The organism is Microvirga sp. GCM10011540 (assembly GCF_042650665.1).
Taxonomy (GTDB): Bacteria; Pseudomonadota; Alphaproteobacteria; order Rhizobiales; family Beijerinckiaceae; genus Microvirga; species Microvirga lenta.
Genome location: NZ_JBHSBQ010000143.1, coordinates 18469 through 34714, shown reverse-complemented (window position 1 = coordinate 34714; position 16246 = coordinate 18469). Strand labels below are relative to the sequence as shown.

Below are 16246 nucleotides of genomic sequence, written 5' to 3'. Positions count from 1 at the left end.
CGTCATAATGTGGCGGGATCTATGAAACGGCAGGACTTCAAGAAGACGCTCATCGTGCTTCACGACCTCGTGGCGACGGCCGTCGCCATCGTGGCGACGTTCTTCGTGCGCTTCGAGGGTTACCTTCTCGACGAGCGTCTGCAGCACCTGCCCCTGTTCCTGCCGCCCTTCGTCGCCTTCGCCGGTCTGGTCTACTGGTTCTTCCATCTCTACCGGTCGAAATGGCGCTTCGCCTCCCTGCCGGACCTGTTCAACATCTTCCGCGCGACCAGCGTGCTCGCCCTGACGCTGCTCGTCATCGACTACATCCTGTTCTCGCCGCAGCTCTTCGGCTTCTATTTCTTCGGCAAGATCACCATCGCGCTCTACTGGCTGATCCAGATGTTCCTGCTGGGCGGCCCGCGCCTGGCATTCCGGTATCTGAAATATGCCCGCTCGCGCCACACCCTGGAGCGCGACGCCAACACGCCCGCCCTTCTCCTCGGCCGCAGCAGCGACGTGGAGGTGGTCCTGCGGGCCATCGAATCGGGCACGGTCAAGAAGCTCAAGCCCATGGGCGTCCTGTCCTACCGCACCGACGATCTCGGCCAGTCGATCCGCGGCGTGCCGGTGCTCGGCACCTTCGCCGATCTCGATCAGGTGGTTCAGGATTTCCAGGAGCGGGGCACGCCGATCCGCCGCCTCGTGGCGACCCCGAGCGCCCTGGTGCCGGAGGCGCATCCGGACATGCTGATCGCCCGCGCCCGCCGCCTGGGCCTGCCGCTCGTGCGGGTCACGAGCCTCGGCGAGGGCATGCGCGACGCCGAGCTCGCGCCGCTGGAGATCGAGGACCTGCTGCTGCGCCCCACCGTCCAGATCGACCGGCAGCGGCTGGAGGCCTTCATCCGCGGCAAGCGCGTGCTCGTCACGGGCGGCGGCGGATCCATCGGTTCCGAGATCTGCACCCGCGTCGTGGCCTTCGGGGCGAGCGACCTGATGATCCTGGAGAGTTCGGAGCCCTCCCTCTACCACATCCTGGAAAACCCGACGCTGCTGTCGAGCGACACCAGGGTCGACGGGGTCATCGCCGATGTGCGCGACCGGGAGCGCATCCGCGAGGTCATGCACGAATTCCGGCCGGACGTGGTCTTCCACGCGGCGGCCCTCAAGCACGTTCCCTATCTCGAGAAGAACTGGGCCGAGGGCATCAAGACCAACGTCTTCGGCTCCGTGAACGTGGCCGATGCCGCGGTGGAAGCGGGCGTGGGCGAGATCGTCATCATCTCCACCGACAAGGCCATCGACCCGGTCTCCATGCTGGGCGCCACCAAGCGGCTGGCCGAAATGTACGCCCAGGCGCTCGACGCGGAGTTCGTGGGCCGCAACGGCCCGGCCCGGCTCATCGCGGTGCGCTTCGGCAACGTGCTCGGCTCCGTCGGGTCCGTCGTTCCCAAGTTCAAGGCGCAGATCGCCCGCGGCGGGCCGGTCACGGTCACCCATCCCGACATGGTGCGCTACTTCATGACCACCCGCGAGGCCGCCGACCTCGTGCTGACCTCGGCCTCCCATGCGGATGACGGCCGCCGCGTCCCGCTCGACGGCACCAACGCCTACGAGAGGGCCTCGGTCTACGTGCTGAAGATGGGCCAGCCGGTGCGCATCTACGAGCTGGCGGAGCGCATGATCCGCCTGGCCGGCTACGAGCCGGGCGAGGACATCGAGATCGCCGTCATGGGCACCCGCCCCGGCGAGCGCCTGCACGAGATCCTCTTCGCCCGCGACGAGCCCATGGCCGAGATCGGCATCGACGGCGTCATGGCGGCAAAGCCGATCTTCGCCGACCGCGCCCGGGTCGATCAGTGGCTGAGCGCCCTGCGCCGGGCCGTCGCCAGCGGCGACCGCGACGCGGCCGAGCGGGTGTTCGAGGAGGCGATTCCGGAATTCAAGCGCCGGACGCAGGCGCACCAGCCTGCCGCGCCAGTTCAGCCAATCCGTCTCGCGTCGAATTGACCGGCTGCCAGCCCAGGCCCTTCAAGGCCGCGGGGCTGGCCACGAGGGAGCCCGCCAGGCGCTCGTAGGCCTCGGCCCTTCCCGCCAGCATGGCCGCGCCCCTGAGCGCGAAGGCCGGAACCGGGATCAGCCCCGGGCCGCGCCCGAGGCCGGCCCGCAGGGCGGCGACGATCTCCGGCACGGTGACCGGCTCCGGATCGGCCACGATGAAGGGCCGCCTCAGGGGGCCTTCCGCCTTCAGCACCGCGTCCATGGCCGCCGTGAGGTTGTCGAGGGAGAGGAGCGATCGCTTGCTCCTCAGGCCGCCCAGCGGCAGCGGCCAGGGCGACTGCGCGAGCTTGAGCAGCGCCGCCATGTTGCCCTTCACGCCGGGCCCATAGACGAGAACCGGACGCAGGGCCGCCCAGTCGAGGCCCAGGCGAGCCAGGCCTTCTTCCGCCTCCAGCTTGGACCGGCCATAGGCGTCGGTAGGTTCCGACGCCCGCTCCTCGGTCAGGACGCCCTCGGCCACCGGCCCGCTCTGCGCCCGGATCGAGGACAGGAACACGAAGCGCTTCACCCCCGCCCGCTCGGCCGCCTGGGCGAGCTTGATCGTCGCCTCGGTGTTGATGGCGCGGTAATCGTCCTCGGGGCGCCCCGACATGGCGTGCGCCAGGCCAGCCGAATGGATCACCGCATCCACGTCCCGGAGCGCCGCCGCCATGTTGTAGGGCTGGGCGATGTCCCCGATCACGGCGCTGGTTGCGCCTTCGGGTACCTCGGAGGGCCGGCGCAGGAGCACGCGGACGCGGTAGCCGCGCTTGGGGAGTTCCTTGAGGAGATGGCGGCCGATGAAGCCGGTCGCGCCGGTGAGCGCAATGAGGGGAGCTGTCATGCGGGTGATTTTAGGCGTGGCTTCGCGAAATGGGAGAGGAGCAGGCCCACGAGAACCGCGCCGATGCCGAGGCAGGCGACCTGAACCGGCCAGGACGGCCATGTCAGGGTGATCGCGGCGAGCGCCGCCAGGAGGAGGTTCAGGCCGAACACGTGGCCGCTGACGGAGAGCGGCGTGAAGCCGTTGGTGGTGGCCTGCTGGTAGAAATGGCTGCGATGGGCCTCCCACACCTTCTCGCCGCGGGCGAGGCGTTTCAGCAGGGTGATGGTGGCGTCCATCAGGTGGTAGAGCGGCAGGAGCAGCGCCGCCGCCAGCGCGCCGGTGCCGGCAAGCTCCAGCAGCATCCAGCCGACGAGCAGGCCGATGGGCAGCGAGCCCACATCGCCCAGGAAGAGTTTTGCCACCGGCTTGTTGAACGGCGCGAAACCGAGGAGGGCGCCGCAGAGGGTGGCGGCGACGAGGGCGGCGGGACGCAGATCGGGCAGCAGGAGGCCGCAGGCGGCGACGAAGGCCGTGACCGGCACCATCTCGGCCACGGTGATCCAGTCGAGCCCGTCCATGAAGTTGACGAGGTTCACGAACCAGACGCCGCCGAACACGAGGAGCGCCTGCTCGACGGCAAGGGGAACCGCGTCCGGCAGGACCCTGACCCGGCTCGCGACCACCACGGCCGCCACGGCGGCGACCTGCAGCAGCAGGCGGGGAACCGCCGGCAGGGGGCGGATGTCGTCGACTGCGCCGACGAGCGCGAGCATGACCGAGGCCGCCGCCACGGCGAGGAACCCGTTGGCCGGAAGATCCGTGTTCCACATGAAGGCGCCCGCCACGAGAAGGCAGGCGCCGACCACCGCGATCCCGCCCCCCTGCGGCGTCGGCACCCGGTGGCTCGACCGGGCGTTCGGGCGCGCCAGCGCGTAGCGCACGAGCAGGGGCTTGAGGAGGACGATCAGGACGGCCGAGAGGACCGCCGTTCCGATCAGGATTCCCGAAGCGGCCATGGAGACGAGAAGCTCGAGGGGGACCATGTCAGGCGCCGTGATACCCGCGATACCATTCCACGAAGCGGCGCACGCCCTCCTCCAGCGAGGTGGTGGGCGCGAAGCCCACGTCCCGGCGCAGGTCCGTCACGTCGGCGCGGGTCTCCAGCACGTCGCCGGGCGGCAGGGGCTTCTCGATCCGCTCGGCCTTGCGGCCGACCGCCTCCTCGATGATCGCGATCAGGCGGTTGAGCTCTTCCGGGTTGTCGTTGCCGATATTGTAGACCCGGTGCGGCGCGGCGCTGGTGGCCGGGTCCGGGTTCGTCGCATCCCATGACGGGTCCGGCGCGGGTTCGCGGTCGACGAGGCGCACGATGCCCTCCACGATGTCGTCCACGTAGGTGAAGTCGCGCCAGACCTTGCCCGCATTGGCGACCTCGATGGGGCGCCCCTCGGCGATGGCCCGGGTGAAGGTGTAGACCGCCATGTCCGGCCGGCCCCAGGGGCCGTAGACCGTGAAGAAGCGCAGCCCCGTGGCCGGCAGCCCGAAGAGATGGGCGTAGGAATGCGCCATCATCTCGTTGGCCTTCTTGGTGGCCGCGTAGAGGCTGACCGGGTGGTCGGTGGAATCGTGCTCGGAGAAGGGCAGCTTGCGGTTGGCGCCGTAGACCGAGCTCGACGAGGCATAGACGAGGTGCCGGATGCCCCCGTGCCGGCAGGCCTCCAGCATGTTGGTGAAGGCGACCATGTTGGAGGTGACGTAGGGCGTCGGATCGACGAAGCGCACGCCGGGCTGGGCGGCCAGATGGATCACCCGCTCGAAGCGATGGCGCTGAAACAGGTCCCTGGTCGCCTGCGGGTCGGCGAGGTCGATCCGCTCGCCCTGGAAGCTGTTGCGGGGGACGAGCCGCCCGAACCGGGCCTCCTTGAGCGCCACGTCGTAATAGGGCGTGAAATTGTCGACCCCCACCACCTGATGGCCCTGGTCGAGAAGGCGCTGCGCCACGTGAAAGCCGATGAAGCCGGCGGCTCCGGTGACCAGGATGGGAGACGACATGCAAACGCCCGCGACGGTGGAGGGGTCGGCACCTTAGCGCATCGTGCGGAAAAGGGGACCCGGTTTTCCGCACCGAAAGGCGCATCGCCCCCAGGAGCGCGGGCATCGGAATGACCCCGAAAGGGGGACCGGCCTTGGCCGGTCTCTCCGGAGCCTGTGTCGGCACGAAACGAAAAGCCCCGGCGGGGTCGCCGGGGCTTGCTCGATCCGAGTGCGGCTTCCGCTCAGACGACGAAGAAGTCGTTTGCGGTGAGCTTGAGTTTCTTGGCCATCTTGGCGATCTCCACCGCCTTGCCGGCGCCCGATCCATCGGCATCGTAATACAGGATCCCTTCTTCTTGCTGTAGACGAGGTAGTCGTCCTTGCCCTTGGCCTTCTCCAGGCTGAAGAACTTCTTGTTCAGCTTCGCCGGCTTCAGCTCCGAGCCCTTCTTGCCCAGCTTCTTGAACACCTTGTTGTCGAGCCAGATCGTGTCGTCGGCCACGGAGAAGTCGGTGATCTTGTCGGGGTTCTTCTTCTTGTTCGGCTTGGTGTCGAACACGAAGATGTCCTGGCCGGCGCCGCCGGTCAGCACGTCCTTGCCGAGCTTGCCGTAGAGCCTGTCGCTCCCGGCTTCGCCGGACAGCCGGTCCTTGCCGCTGCCGCCGACGAGCACGTCCGGCCGCTCGGACCCGCCCGCCGTCTCCGCCGGATTGTCCCGGACGGAGATGCGGAAGGTCTTGTCGAAGCTGGCATTGCCCGAATCCGTGACGCGGACGCGGATGTCGTGGAAGGCGGCCTGCTCATAATCGAGCAACTCGCCATACTTCACGACGAGCCTGTCGCCCTGGATGGCGAAGCGCCCGCCCGCATCGTCGAGAAGCGTATAGGTGAAGCGGTCGCCCTGGTTCGGGTCGGCGGCCGTGAAGGTGCCGACGACGACGCCCGCCCCGACATTTTCCATGACGCTGTCCGCGCTGAGGGACAGAGCCGTGGGGGCGCCGTTCGGCGTGCCGGGATCGGCAGCCGACTTGACGGTGACGGTGGCGCTCGCAGTCAGATTGTCCCTGTCGGTGACCTTGACCTCGACCTCGACGGGGTTGTGCGTGGCGCTATCGGAGCGCCGGTAGGTCAGATGCTGCAGCAACTTGCTGACTCGCGCAGGCGTCGCCACGCTGTTGAGGTGGATCACGAGGCCGGACACTCCTTCGCCCGTGCTCTCGATATGCCCGATATCCTCGCCGTCGACCCTCAAGAAGCTGCCGAGTTCCAGTCCGTTCCTGAGGGTTACGTCGGCGGACGTGCCGATCCCGAAGATGCTCTTGGGGTCGGTTGCGCCGTTCTTGAGACGGATCTCGAGCCTGGTCAGGAAGTCGTTGTCGACGACCGTGGCGAGCGCATCGGCATTGTCGAGACGAACCGAGGCGGTTCCGTTGCTGAAGATCTCGTCGCCGTCGAGACCGCTGAGAACCGGGGTTCCGGTGGGCGGCGTGCCGGGATCGGTCGCCGACCTCACCGTCACGGTGGCGGTCGTGGTCAGGCTCTCGTCGTCGGTGAGCTTGATCTGGACGTCGACCGGAGCATGGGCCTGATCGTCCGTACGCGTGTAGGACAGGTACTGCAGCAGCAGGCTTACGCGCTCCGGTGTCGCGAACGGATTCAGGGCTATGGTAAGGCCCCGGGCTCCGCCGCCCGTGCTGGTGATCGTGCCGATCTCGGTGAGGGCGTCGCCCGCAAGCTTGACGTAGACGTCGCTGCCTTCATTCATCCCGTCCGTCAGCTCGATCGCATTGCCGTCGACATCCTCTCCGAACGCCACAATCTTGAAGACGCTCTTCGCGGCTTCGGCATCGTTCGCGACCAGAACTTCCAGAACTTTTAGGGTGCCGTCGTCCGATACGGAGGACAGCGTGCCGTCATCCAGATAGACCCAGTTCGTTCCGTCGCTGACGACCACATCCCCATGAAGGTCGGCGATCACCGGGGCGGTTTCGGGAACGCTCGGATCATCCGGCGCCTCGACTGTGACCGTATGGGAGGAGGTTCGCCAGCCGATGTCGGTGAAGTCGATCTTGATCTGGAGGTCCTGGTCGAGGGCGCCGGTTGCATGACGATAGGTCAGGGCCCGGACGATCTGTTCCACCTGCGCGCCCGTGGCGGAGAAGTCGATGTAGATCTTGATCGTACCCGGCGCCGAATCGTCGAGGGAGCCGACGGAAGCCCCTGCGATGGCGATGTTGCCGTAAGCATCCAGGGTGATCCCGTTCACCTCGGCGATCCCAAGGATGTCGTTCCCGCTCGACCGGGTCGAGACGTGGACCTTGATCTCTCGAATGCCGCTGTCGCCATCGATCGCGTCGTCGTCGGTGACTATCGCGTTGGTGCTCGCGTCGAGAAAGAGGGGATTGCTTCCGGCGCTGTAAACCCGGTCGCCACCGAGATTCGTCACGACGGGAGCCCCATGGGTCGTCGGCGGCTCTCCCGATGCGTCCTCGATCGTCTCGATGCCCTGCCGGTGCAGAGTCAGCCGCTCGATTTCGGTGAGGGTGCCGGAGGTCAGGATCAGCTTGTCGCCCTGGGTATGATGGCCATGAACCTTCAGGGCCAATTGGAGGCTGCCGACCATGATCACGGCCTCGTCAGTCTCGAGGCCGATATGCTCGATGTTCGCGATCGTAGTGTTACTCAGATCGATCGCCGTGCCGCTGATGGCGAGGCTGTCGTAATCGGTCTCTGCAATGCTCCCGCCGTTTATTCCAGTAACATCACCCAGCTGCTGAGCGGAAAGGGTTATGGTGTCCATGGAGTCCGAACCCGTGATCGTCTCGATTCCACTCAGCGTGACTTGCTTCAGGTCGGAAACGCCGCCGTCGTCGAGGCGCAGGGTGTCGTTGCCTGCTCCGCCGGTGACCTTGTCGCCTGCCGTAAGGTCGAAACCCCGTGTCACGAAAACATCGTTGGCGCTGGTGCCGGAGAGGTCATCCGTTCCCATCGTCAGGACATGAGCATTGGGTGGACCGACGACGACGTCGACCCATGCTGCGGTCGCTTCTTCATTATCGGTATAGAGCTCGATCGCAGCGTACTTTCTCGTGATCGCATCCGCGTCGGCGGTCGTGCTCGTGTAGGTGAGCGCCCGAATGAGCCGCTGTACGAATTCGGGCGTTGCTGCTGCGGTGAACTCAATCTGGAGATAAGGATTGTCGCCTGTGACCGACGTGAGCGTTCCGATCAGGATGTCGTTCGCAGGGTTGTTGTCGCTAGGATGATTGATCAGAATCTCACCCTGATCGGAGATGGTGATGCCGTTCCCCTCGGCAACACCAAACTGGTCGGAAGCATCGCCGTTCCAAAACGAGACGTACAGGAAAGCCAAGTTCCCGCTTGGAACGGTTACGGTCGCGTCCGCTTCCTGGTCCAGGAAAACCGTTTCGTTCGGCGCTGCTTTGACTACCTCAAAGTCGAGATTCTCAATGATAGGCGCTGCTTCCGAGAGCGGCTGCACATCGAGCCCGGTCTGCGCAGGAGCGAGAAAGACGGGATTGGACGAATGGTCGGTCATGATCTGTCCCCAAGGTGTTGCGGTGCAACCTTTCCCCCGGGAAGCTCAGCCGCAGGGGTTCAGGACAATTATTTATGATATAAAATAACAAATCAGCAACAGAAGATTGTCTTCTGTGCCTCCCGCTGCGGCATGATGATCGCGACGCATACGACAGACGTTCTCGGGGAAACCAGCCGTTCGACAGGCCGTGAGGAAGGAGCGGCCAACCCGCTCAGCTGGCGAAATCCTCGGCCTGTTCCGCTTTCGCCTCCGGCGCCTTCGCGGCCACGCCGCCGGCTTCCAGCGTCACCAGCTGCCGTTCCCGCGCCACGAAGGCGGTGGGCATTTCGGTCTGCATGGCGGCTTCGGCCTCCTTGAGGAAGGCGTCGTCGTGGCCGGGATAGAGGTGGAAGATCGCGAGCGCCTTCACGCCGGCGGCCTTCGCCAGCTCCACGCCCTTCTGCCAGGTGGAATGGCCCCAGCCGCGGCAGTTGGAATATTCGGATTCGCAGAACATGCCGTCGTAGATGACGAGGTCCGCATCGCGGATGAAGGCGGTGAGGTCCGGGTCGGGCCAGGGCTCGCTGTGCTCGAGGTCGCTGATGTAGCAGACGCTCCGGTTCCCGTGGCGGAAGCGGTAGCCGGTGGCGCCGCCGGGATGGTTCAGGAGGAAGGTCTCGACCCGGGCGCCGTCGTCGAAGACCAGGGGCTCGCCGGCCCTGAAGCCGTGGTGCTCGAACCGGGCGGGGAGCTGGCCGAGGCGCACGGGGAAGAGCGGCGGGGCGAAGATGCGCTCCAGGGAATCCATGGCGCTGTCGCCTTCCAGATGCCCGCAATAGGTGCGGATCACCCGCTCCTTGCCGAGAAGCGCGGGCTTGAAGAACGGCAGGCCCCCGATATGGTCGAGATGCAGGTGGCTGAAGAGGATGTCGATCTCCGCGGGCGCCGAGGTGCCGAGATCGAAGCCCAGGGACGACAGGCCGGTTCCCGCATCGACGATGAAGAGCCGTTCGCCGCAGCGGATCTCGACGCAGGGCGTATGCCCGCCGAACTCGACGAATTGCGGACCGGAGGCGCACGTCGAACCGCGAACCCCCCAGAAACGGATCTGGAGCAGGTCTGAAGGTGCAGCTCGACTACTCATCGTACCATCATGGCGGATCTGGTTGTCTCCTCGTGTGCGGCAGCGCACGTCAGGGTAGCTGACCGCGACTTGGGCAAAGGGTCAAGGTCAAATCGTTCATGCGGACAAAGCCTCCGGTTCCCGCCTGCGCTGATCGAGCACGGGCTCGCCCCGTTCGAAACGGATAACCGCGTCGAAGGGCGGTTGATCCATGGCGGCGGTGATCTCGGGGGTGATGAGGACGAGCCCGCGCCCGATCATCGCCCGGCGCAGGTTGGCCACGAGCCTGTCCGCGGCGGGGCCGGGCAGGCCCTCCAGGGCGCGCTGGACGATGAGGATGTTGGGCCGCCGGACGAGGCAGCGCACCACGTCGATGGCGGCGATCTCGCTCAAGGTCAGGTCGCTGCCCTGGATGTCCACCGGCGTGCCCAGGCCGATGCGCGACACCTCGGCGTCGAGCCCGCGTTCGGTCAGCACCCGGCGGATCGCCTTCTGGACCGCTTCGGCCGCCCCGGCCTGGTCCGACGCGATGCGCCCGAACAGCACGTTGTCCTGCACGCTGGCCGCGGCGCAGAAGAGGTTCTCGTCGTAGAACTCGATCGAGGGCTTGAGGCTCAGCGGCAGCATGCGGGTGAAGTCGGCCCGGGCCGCGAGGATGCGCGCCTCCATCGCCTCGTCGAGAAGCCCCAGGCGGTGCCGGCTCTCGTTGTATCGCAGGGCGAGCCCGATCAGGCGCTCCTGGTCGCGGGCGGTCTGGGCGCCGCGCCGCTTCTCGTTGCGGCGCTCGACCAGATCCTCGAAATAGGCCCGGTCCGCGGCCGAGAAGAAGCCGAAGCGCTCGAAGAGCGGATGGCCGTCGGGGATCTCGGCGAAGATCTCGATCATGCTGGTGGCGATGGACAGGCCCATCCGGGCCAGGGGCTTGGTGAGGTCCCCGGCCTCCAGCACCGCGCGCACGAAGGGGTGGCTCCCCAGCCTGTCCTCCCGGAACGTGTCGCCGATCGCCTTGCCGAAGAGCAGGTTCTCGCCGATCGTCGCATAGCGGTTGTAGCGCTCCGCGTTGAACGGATCGACGAAGCGGTCGAGGTTCTCCTCCACGAGGGCCGCCTGCACGGCGCGGCGGGAATCCACGATGGCCGCGGCCACCTTCGGCTCCCGTCGCGGATTGAGGGTGCCCGACAGGCCGCGGGCATGGATCAGCCGGTCGAGGCCCGCCACCGCGATGGCGTCCCACAGGCGCCCGTCGGTCTCGTCGGGCGCCGCCGCGCAGCCGTAGAGCAGGTTGTCGCGCAGGGTGCCCGGGATCAGCACCGTCTCTCCGGCCAGGGCGATGCGCCGGGCCCGCTCGACCGGAGACGCCGCCGCGAGATCCGTCCCGCCATAGGTCAGCCGCCCCGTCGAGGGCTCGAGCAGGCCGCCCACGAGGGCCGCGAAGACGCGCGGGCCCGCATCCCCGTCGCCCACGAGGGCCACGTGGGACGGGAAGGCGAGGGTGAGGTTGACGCCCGAGATCCGGGCGCCGCTGGCATGGTCGTAGGCCGAGACGCCCTGGGCGACGAGGGCGCCGCTCTCCGGCAGCGCGACGCCCTGCCGGTGCGTCTCGCGCGGCTGGAGGCCGATCAGGCTCTCGGCGATGTCGGCCAGAAGCTCCTGCGCCCGGTTCACGATGTGCTGCCACTGGACGAGCTCGCGCACGCCGAAGGCGGCCAGGGACGCGGCCAGGATGCATGCGGCGACGGCGCCCGCGGTGACGGGCCGGCCCGGCGCGAACCAGACGCCGACGGCCAGCACCGCGAGGGGCGCGATCATGAGCGTCGCCGCGGCAAGGGAATCCGCCGGCGCCATGCGGAATTCCCGGGTTTCGACCGGGTGGTGGCCGTGCGTCAGCGCCCTGCCGACCCGGTCGCGCTCGAAGGGCGCGGTGCCGTGCGCCCGCAGGGCCGGGATCCGGTGGCCGAGATCCGCGAAGGCGGAATCGATGGCCTCGCCCTCCCGGTGCCGCGCCCGGACCGCATCGAGGCGCAGGACGAGCCGCCGGGCGTTCAGGACGCCCCCGACGGCCAGGGCCAGGGCGAGGGTCGCACCGAGCTGCCAGTCCGTCACGAGGACATAGGCGAAGGCCAGCCCGATCATGCCGCCGAGCTGCATCGGCGCGAGGAGGGCGGCGCCGAGCACGCCGCTTTCCCGCGCGAGCGCCCGGCCGGCCAGGGAGGTCACCGTGGCGATCTCGTCCTGGCTCGATGCGGGGGCATCGAGAACCGCGTCCAGGACCTTCGCCCGCACCCGTGCGAGCACGCCGGCGCCGATGCCGACGGCGAGCCAGTCGAGGAGCGTCAGGAGGAGCGCGATGAGGACCGGCACGAGGATCAGGCCGCCCACCGCGGCGAGCGCGAAGGCCTCGGGGCCGAGGCCGAAGCCGGGAAACAGCACGAGCGGGTCAGCCCGCAGGGCGTCCGGCGGGGTGATCACGATGCGCAGAAAGGTGCCCGGCCCGTCCGGCAGGCCGCCTCCCACCGCCCGGTCCACCACGATCCGGACCAGATCCAGGCCGACGAGAAGAAGAAAGCCTGCCAGCGTCAGGAGGAGGAATCCGAGGAGGTGTCGGGCGGGCTTCGTCTTCCAGGCCAGGCGCAGCGGATCGCGCTCCATGAGAGCTCCCAAAGGTCAGTCGAGAGGCCTGACGTTATCCAAGCCTTGCCGCAACGGCCAGTGCAAAGTCTCGGACCCCCTCGCCGCCGCGCCCGAGGCTCCTATTTCTCTCCCCGGGCCGCTTCGCCATGGAGGATGATCAAGAGCCGCCATGACATCTTCCCTTCCCATCGATCCGGTGTTTCAGCTGATCCTCGACCTTCCGTCCCGCGCGCCGGCGGCGGGGGCGCCCCGGCGCCTCGTGTCCCTCCTGAAGGAGCTTGCGCGGCCGGAGCCCGCGCGCCCGGTCGAGGAGATCGAGGACCAGATCTGGGCCCTGTGGATGTCCCACGAGGACCGGGTGGCGGAGGAAACCATGGGGGCCGCGGTCGAGGCCATGGCCTCGGGCGCGCTCAAGCAGGCGCGCCCCCTGCTCGACCACCTGGTGACCAAGCACCCCGACTGGGCGGAAGCCTGGAACAAGCGCGCGACCCTGGCCTATATCGAAACCCGCGACAGGGACAGCCTCCAGGACATCCAGCGCACCCTCGAGCTGGAGCCGCGCCATTTCGGCGCTGTGTCGGGCTTCGGCCAGATCTGCCTGCGCAACGGCCATCTCAACGAAGCCCGCGCGGCCTTCCAGATCGCCCTCTCGATCAATCCGCATCTGCCGGACCTGCGCGAGATGCTCGACGATCTCGACCCGCATCTTCTGATGCTGCACTAGGGCCTCGTCCGGACGGCCGGTGTCGCATCCGCATGATGCGCTGCGGCTCGAAACCTCCCCCGGAAAGCTCGGCCGTGGAAAATATGGACATCGCGAGGCGGGGGCCGAAGCTGCGCTCCCCGGCGGCGTCCCGCCGTCGCTGCCCCGTTCGGATGGATCCCGCTCCCGGCGCGGGAAAGGTGAGTAACGCTCCCGAACGACCCACCTGCCTGAAATCGCCGCACCGGCCCGCACCGGAAAGGCTGAGCTCTTCGCCTGCTGCCCCGGGCGGCCGGGCGATGGGCCGGAGGCCCGACGGCCTGCTGGAATGCCGCATTTCGGCCCGAATCCCGGCACCGGCGGCCCAGGAGTGCCGGGGACAGGTCGAGTTCCGTCGAAAGAGAGACGAAAGACCTGAAGAACACGCGGGCGGAAGAGAAATGTCCGCCTCGGGAGAATAGCCGCAAGTCGAGCCCAAACAGTCGGTCAGACATCAACCTTAAGGATACGGGGTGTTAATACGGCAGCATTAACCGAACAGTTGGTGTTATGGGACCTTGGGCTCTCCGGGCGCCGGGACCTTGGTCCCATAGCTCGATAATCCCACCGTCTTCATTCTTTTCCCTCGCGGTTTTGTCTTTCAACCAGGCGGAGAAGGAAGAACGACCATGCCCCTGCAGCTCGACAGCGAAGATCTCGCGGACATCCTGAACCTCGTCCGCACCGGCCAGATCCGCGATGCCAGCGGATACGGCAACAATACCGGGAATCCCACCTGGGGCACGGCGGCGCAGCCCTTCATCCGGCTCACCGATCCCTATTACACCGACGGCGCCGCAGGCATGCGCACGACCGTGAACACGCCGCGCCAGATCTCGGACATCGTGTCCAACCAGGACAACAACGGCGACGGGATCGAGGAGAACCTTCCCAATGCCTTCGGCGGCAGCGCCCTCCTGACCTTCTTCGGCCAGTACTTCGACCACGGGCTCGACTTCGTGCCCAAGGGAGCGTCCGGACGGGTGCCGATCGGCTCCGACGGATTCCCCATCACGGCGTCGCGCGCCAACATCATTCCCGGGACCGGCATCGATCCGGACGGGATCCCCAACAACGGCGACGAGATCGCCGCGCAGCATCTCAACATGGCCTCGCCCTATGTGGACCAGAACCAGGCCTACGGCTCGCACGAGGCGGTGACCGACCTGCTGCGCAAGTGGGAGACGGGTCCGAACGGCAAGGTCCAGACCGCCTATCTCCTCACCGGCGATCTCGACGGCTCCGGGCGCGCCCTGCTGCCGACCCTCAACCACATCCGCGAAAACTACCGGATCATGACCGGCGGACAGGAGCTGACCTCGGAGGATATCGGCAACTACGACGGCACGGGCCACGCGCTGCTGCTCGACTTCATCCCGTCCTTCGTCGGCAACGACCCGACGAAGGGCTACGACCTCGACAAGATGGGCCATTTCTTCGTGGCCGGCGACGGGCGCCTGAACGAGAACGTGATGCTGACCTCGATCCACACGATCTGGGCCCGCAACCACAATTTCTGGGTCGACCAGCTCAAGCAGCGCACCGGCGGAACCTGGACCGAGGAGGAGTATTTCCAGGCGGCCCGCATCGTGAACGTCGCCGAGTATCAGCGCGTGGTCTTCACCGAATTCGCCGGCGCCATGGCGGGCGGCATCGACCCGGGCGAGGAGGAGCACGGCTTCGACGGCTACGATCCGACCGTCGACGCCTCGATCTCGGCCGAGTTCGCCCATGTGGCCTACCGGTTCGGCCATTCCATGCTCAACGAGACCGTGAGCTACAAGGGCGCCGACGGGGTGATGCGCGAGATGTCCCTCGTGCAGGCCTTTCTCAGCCCGGGCAAGCTCAAGGATGCGGGCATCGAGGAACTGCTTCTCGGCGCCACGGGCGTGAAGCACCAGGCCATCGACGTCGACATCGTCAACGCCCTGCGCAACCAGCTCGTGGGCCAGCCCCTCGATCTCGCGGCGCTCAACATCTTCCGCGGCCGCGACACGGGCATCGCACCCTTCAACGCGGTGCGCGCGGAGCTCTATGCGAAGACCGGCAACGGGAGCCTCCGGCCCTATAGCGGCTGGGCGGATTTCCAGAGCCGCAACAATCTCTCGGACGCCTTCATCGCCCAGCTCAAGCTGGCCTATCCGGAAGGGTTCGAGCACATGGACCTGTGGGTGGGCGGCCTGGCCGAGAAGGCCACGAAGGGCCAGCTCGGCTCCACCTTCGGCTACCTCTTCCTCGAGCAGCTCGACCGCCTGCAGGACGGCGACCGGCTCTATTATCTGGAGATCTTCGACGACAGCCTGTTCCAGTCGCCGGACAACGCGCAGACCTTCGCCGACATCATCATGCGCAACACCGGCATCACCGGCCTGTCCTCGAACGTCTTCATGGCGTCGTCGAACGGAACGACGAAGGGCAGCAACGGGAATCCCAGCCCGCAGGATCCCCCGCCCGATCCCCAGGATCCGCCCCCGCCCACGGGCGTCATCGAGCTGTCCGACAAGGCCGACCAGTACATGGGGACCGGCGCGAACGAGATCATCAAGAGCCTCGCGGGCAACGACAGCGTGGACGGGGCCGGCGGAGACGACGAGATCTGGGGCGGCACCGGCAACGATGCCGTGCGCGGAGGCGCCGGAAAGGACCATCTCCGGGGCGAGGAGGGCGAGGACAAGCTCTATGGCGGCGACGGCGACGACATCCTCGACGGCGGCGCCGGCAAGGACAAGATGTGGGGCGACAAGGGCAACGACACCTACAAGGTGGATCATCGCTCCGACGAGATCGCCGAATCGGCCGGCGGAGGAAACGACACGGTCGAGGCGTCCACGTCCTACGAACTCGACTCCCACGTGGAGAACCTGATCTACACCGGCAGCGGCACGTTCTCCGGCAAAGGCAACAACCAGGACAACCATATCACCGGCGGCGCCAGGAACGACAGCCTCGAGGGCAAGGGCGGCAACGACGTCCTGAAGGGGCTCGGGGGGGCGGACAACCTCAAGGGGGATGCAGGGGACGACGTGCTGGAAGGCGGCGCCGGCAACGACACCATGGACGGCGGCAGCGGCAACGACACCTTCGTGTTCAAGCCGGGGTTCGGGCGCGACACGATCCGCAACTTCGACGCCAATTCGTGGGGAGGTCAGGACAAGCTCGACCTGTCCGCCTTCCTCAAGGCGGAGGATTTCGACGATGTGGTCATCGCGGCTGCGGGCCGCGATACCGTCATCACCATCGGAAGCGACGTCATCGTCCTGGAGAAGGTGAAGGTGGGCGAGATCACCGAGGCGGACTTCATCCTGCTCTGAGCCCGTGCCCCGGTGAGCG

10 protein-coding genes and 1 pseudogene are annotated in these 16246 nt (G+C 67.2%); 5 read left to right on the top strand and 6 right to left on the bottom strand.

Annotation, left to right across the window (positions count from 1 at the left end):
- Positions 1-21: 21 nt before the first annotated feature.
- Entirely contained in the window at positions 22-1989 is a 1968-nt protein-coding gene (locus ACFOYU_RS24530; protein WP_377035578.1) for an SDR family NAD(P)-dependent oxidoreductase, read from the top strand.
- On the opposite strand, the gene ACFOYU_RS24525 is transcribed toward ACFOYU_RS24530, so the two are convergent.
- Genes ACFOYU_RS24525 through ACFOYU_RS24515 form a run of 3 tightly spaced genes read right to left on the bottom strand, consistent with a single transcriptional unit; the run spans position 1922 to position 4897 of the window.
- Positions 1922-2863, bottom strand: coding sequence for an NAD-dependent epimerase/dehydratase family protein (locus ACFOYU_RS24525; protein ID WP_226738567.1), 942 nt, complete (start codon positions 2861-2863; stop codon positions 1922-1924). The two genes, ACFOYU_RS24530 and ACFOYU_RS24525, sit on opposite strands and share 68 nt — an antisense overlap.
- Positions 2860-3888, bottom strand: coding sequence for a glycosyltransferase family 4 protein (locus ACFOYU_RS24520; protein ID WP_377035577.1), 1029 nt, complete (start codon positions 3886-3888; stop codon positions 2860-2862). Before ACFOYU_RS24520 ends, ACFOYU_RS24525 begins: the two co-directional genes overlap by 4 nt.
- 1 nt (position 3889) lies before the next feature.
- On the bottom strand, positions 3890-4897 hold the full coding sequence (locus ACFOYU_RS24515) for an NAD-dependent epimerase (protein ID WP_377035576.1): 1008 nt from the start codon (positions 4895-4897) through the stop codon (positions 3890-3892).
- Positions 4898-5292: 395 nt separating this feature from the next.
- Between ACFOYU_RS24515 and ACFOYU_RS24510 the strand changes: the two genes are divergently transcribed.
- Positions 5293-5493, top strand: a complete 201-nt coding sequence (locus ACFOYU_RS24510) for a hypothetical protein (RefSeq protein WP_377035575.1) — start codon at positions 5293-5295, stop codon at positions 5491-5493.
- Positions 5494-5513: 20 nt separating this feature from the next.
- Here the strand turns inward: ACFOYU_RS24510 and ACFOYU_RS24505 are convergent.
- Positions 5514-5840 (bottom strand): annotated as a pseudogene (locus ACFOYU_RS24505) (cadherin repeat domain-containing protein); the annotation flags it as partial.
- A gap of 999 nt (positions 5841-6839) precedes the next feature.
- Here ACFOYU_RS24505 and ACFOYU_RS24500 point away from each other — a divergent pair.
- Complete coding sequence (locus ACFOYU_RS24500; protein ID WP_377035574.1) at positions 6840-8516, top strand: hypothetical protein; 1677 nt, start codon at positions 6840-6842, stop codon at positions 8514-8516.
- Positions 8517-8652: 136 nt separating this feature from the next.
- On the opposite strand, the gene ACFOYU_RS24495 is transcribed toward ACFOYU_RS24500, so the two are convergent.
- Both ACFOYU_RS24495 and ACFOYU_RS24490 read right to left on the bottom strand, forming a co-directional pair.
- Complete coding sequence (locus tag ACFOYU_RS24495; RefSeq protein ID WP_226738575.1) at positions 8653-9564, bottom strand: MBL fold metallo-hydrolase; 912 nt, start codon at positions 9562-9564, stop codon at positions 8653-8655.
- Positions 9565-9660: 96 nt separating this feature from the next.
- Positions 9661-12192: an ABC transporter ATP-binding protein gene (locus tag ACFOYU_RS24490; protein WP_377035573.1), complete on the bottom strand. Its 2532-nt coding sequence runs from the start codon at positions 12190-12192 to the stop codon at positions 9661-9663.
- A 151-nt stretch (positions 12193-12343) separates the two neighbouring features.
- Here ACFOYU_RS24490 and ACFOYU_RS24485 point away from each other — a divergent pair, with 151 nt between their 5' ends.
- Positions 12344-12898 carry a tetratricopeptide repeat protein gene (locus ACFOYU_RS24485; protein WP_377035572.1) on the top strand — a complete coding sequence of 185 codons (555 nt, stop codon included), beginning with the start codon at positions 12344-12346 and terminating at the stop codon, positions 12896-12898.
- A 647-nt stretch (positions 12899-13545) separates the two neighbouring features.
- The gene (locus ACFOYU_RS24480; protein WP_377035571.1) at positions 13546-16227 is read left to right on the top strand and encodes a peroxidase family protein; all 2682 of its coding nucleotides are present in this window, start codon (positions 13546-13548) and stop codon (positions 16225-16227) included.
- Positions 16228-16246: the final 19 nt, after the last annotated feature.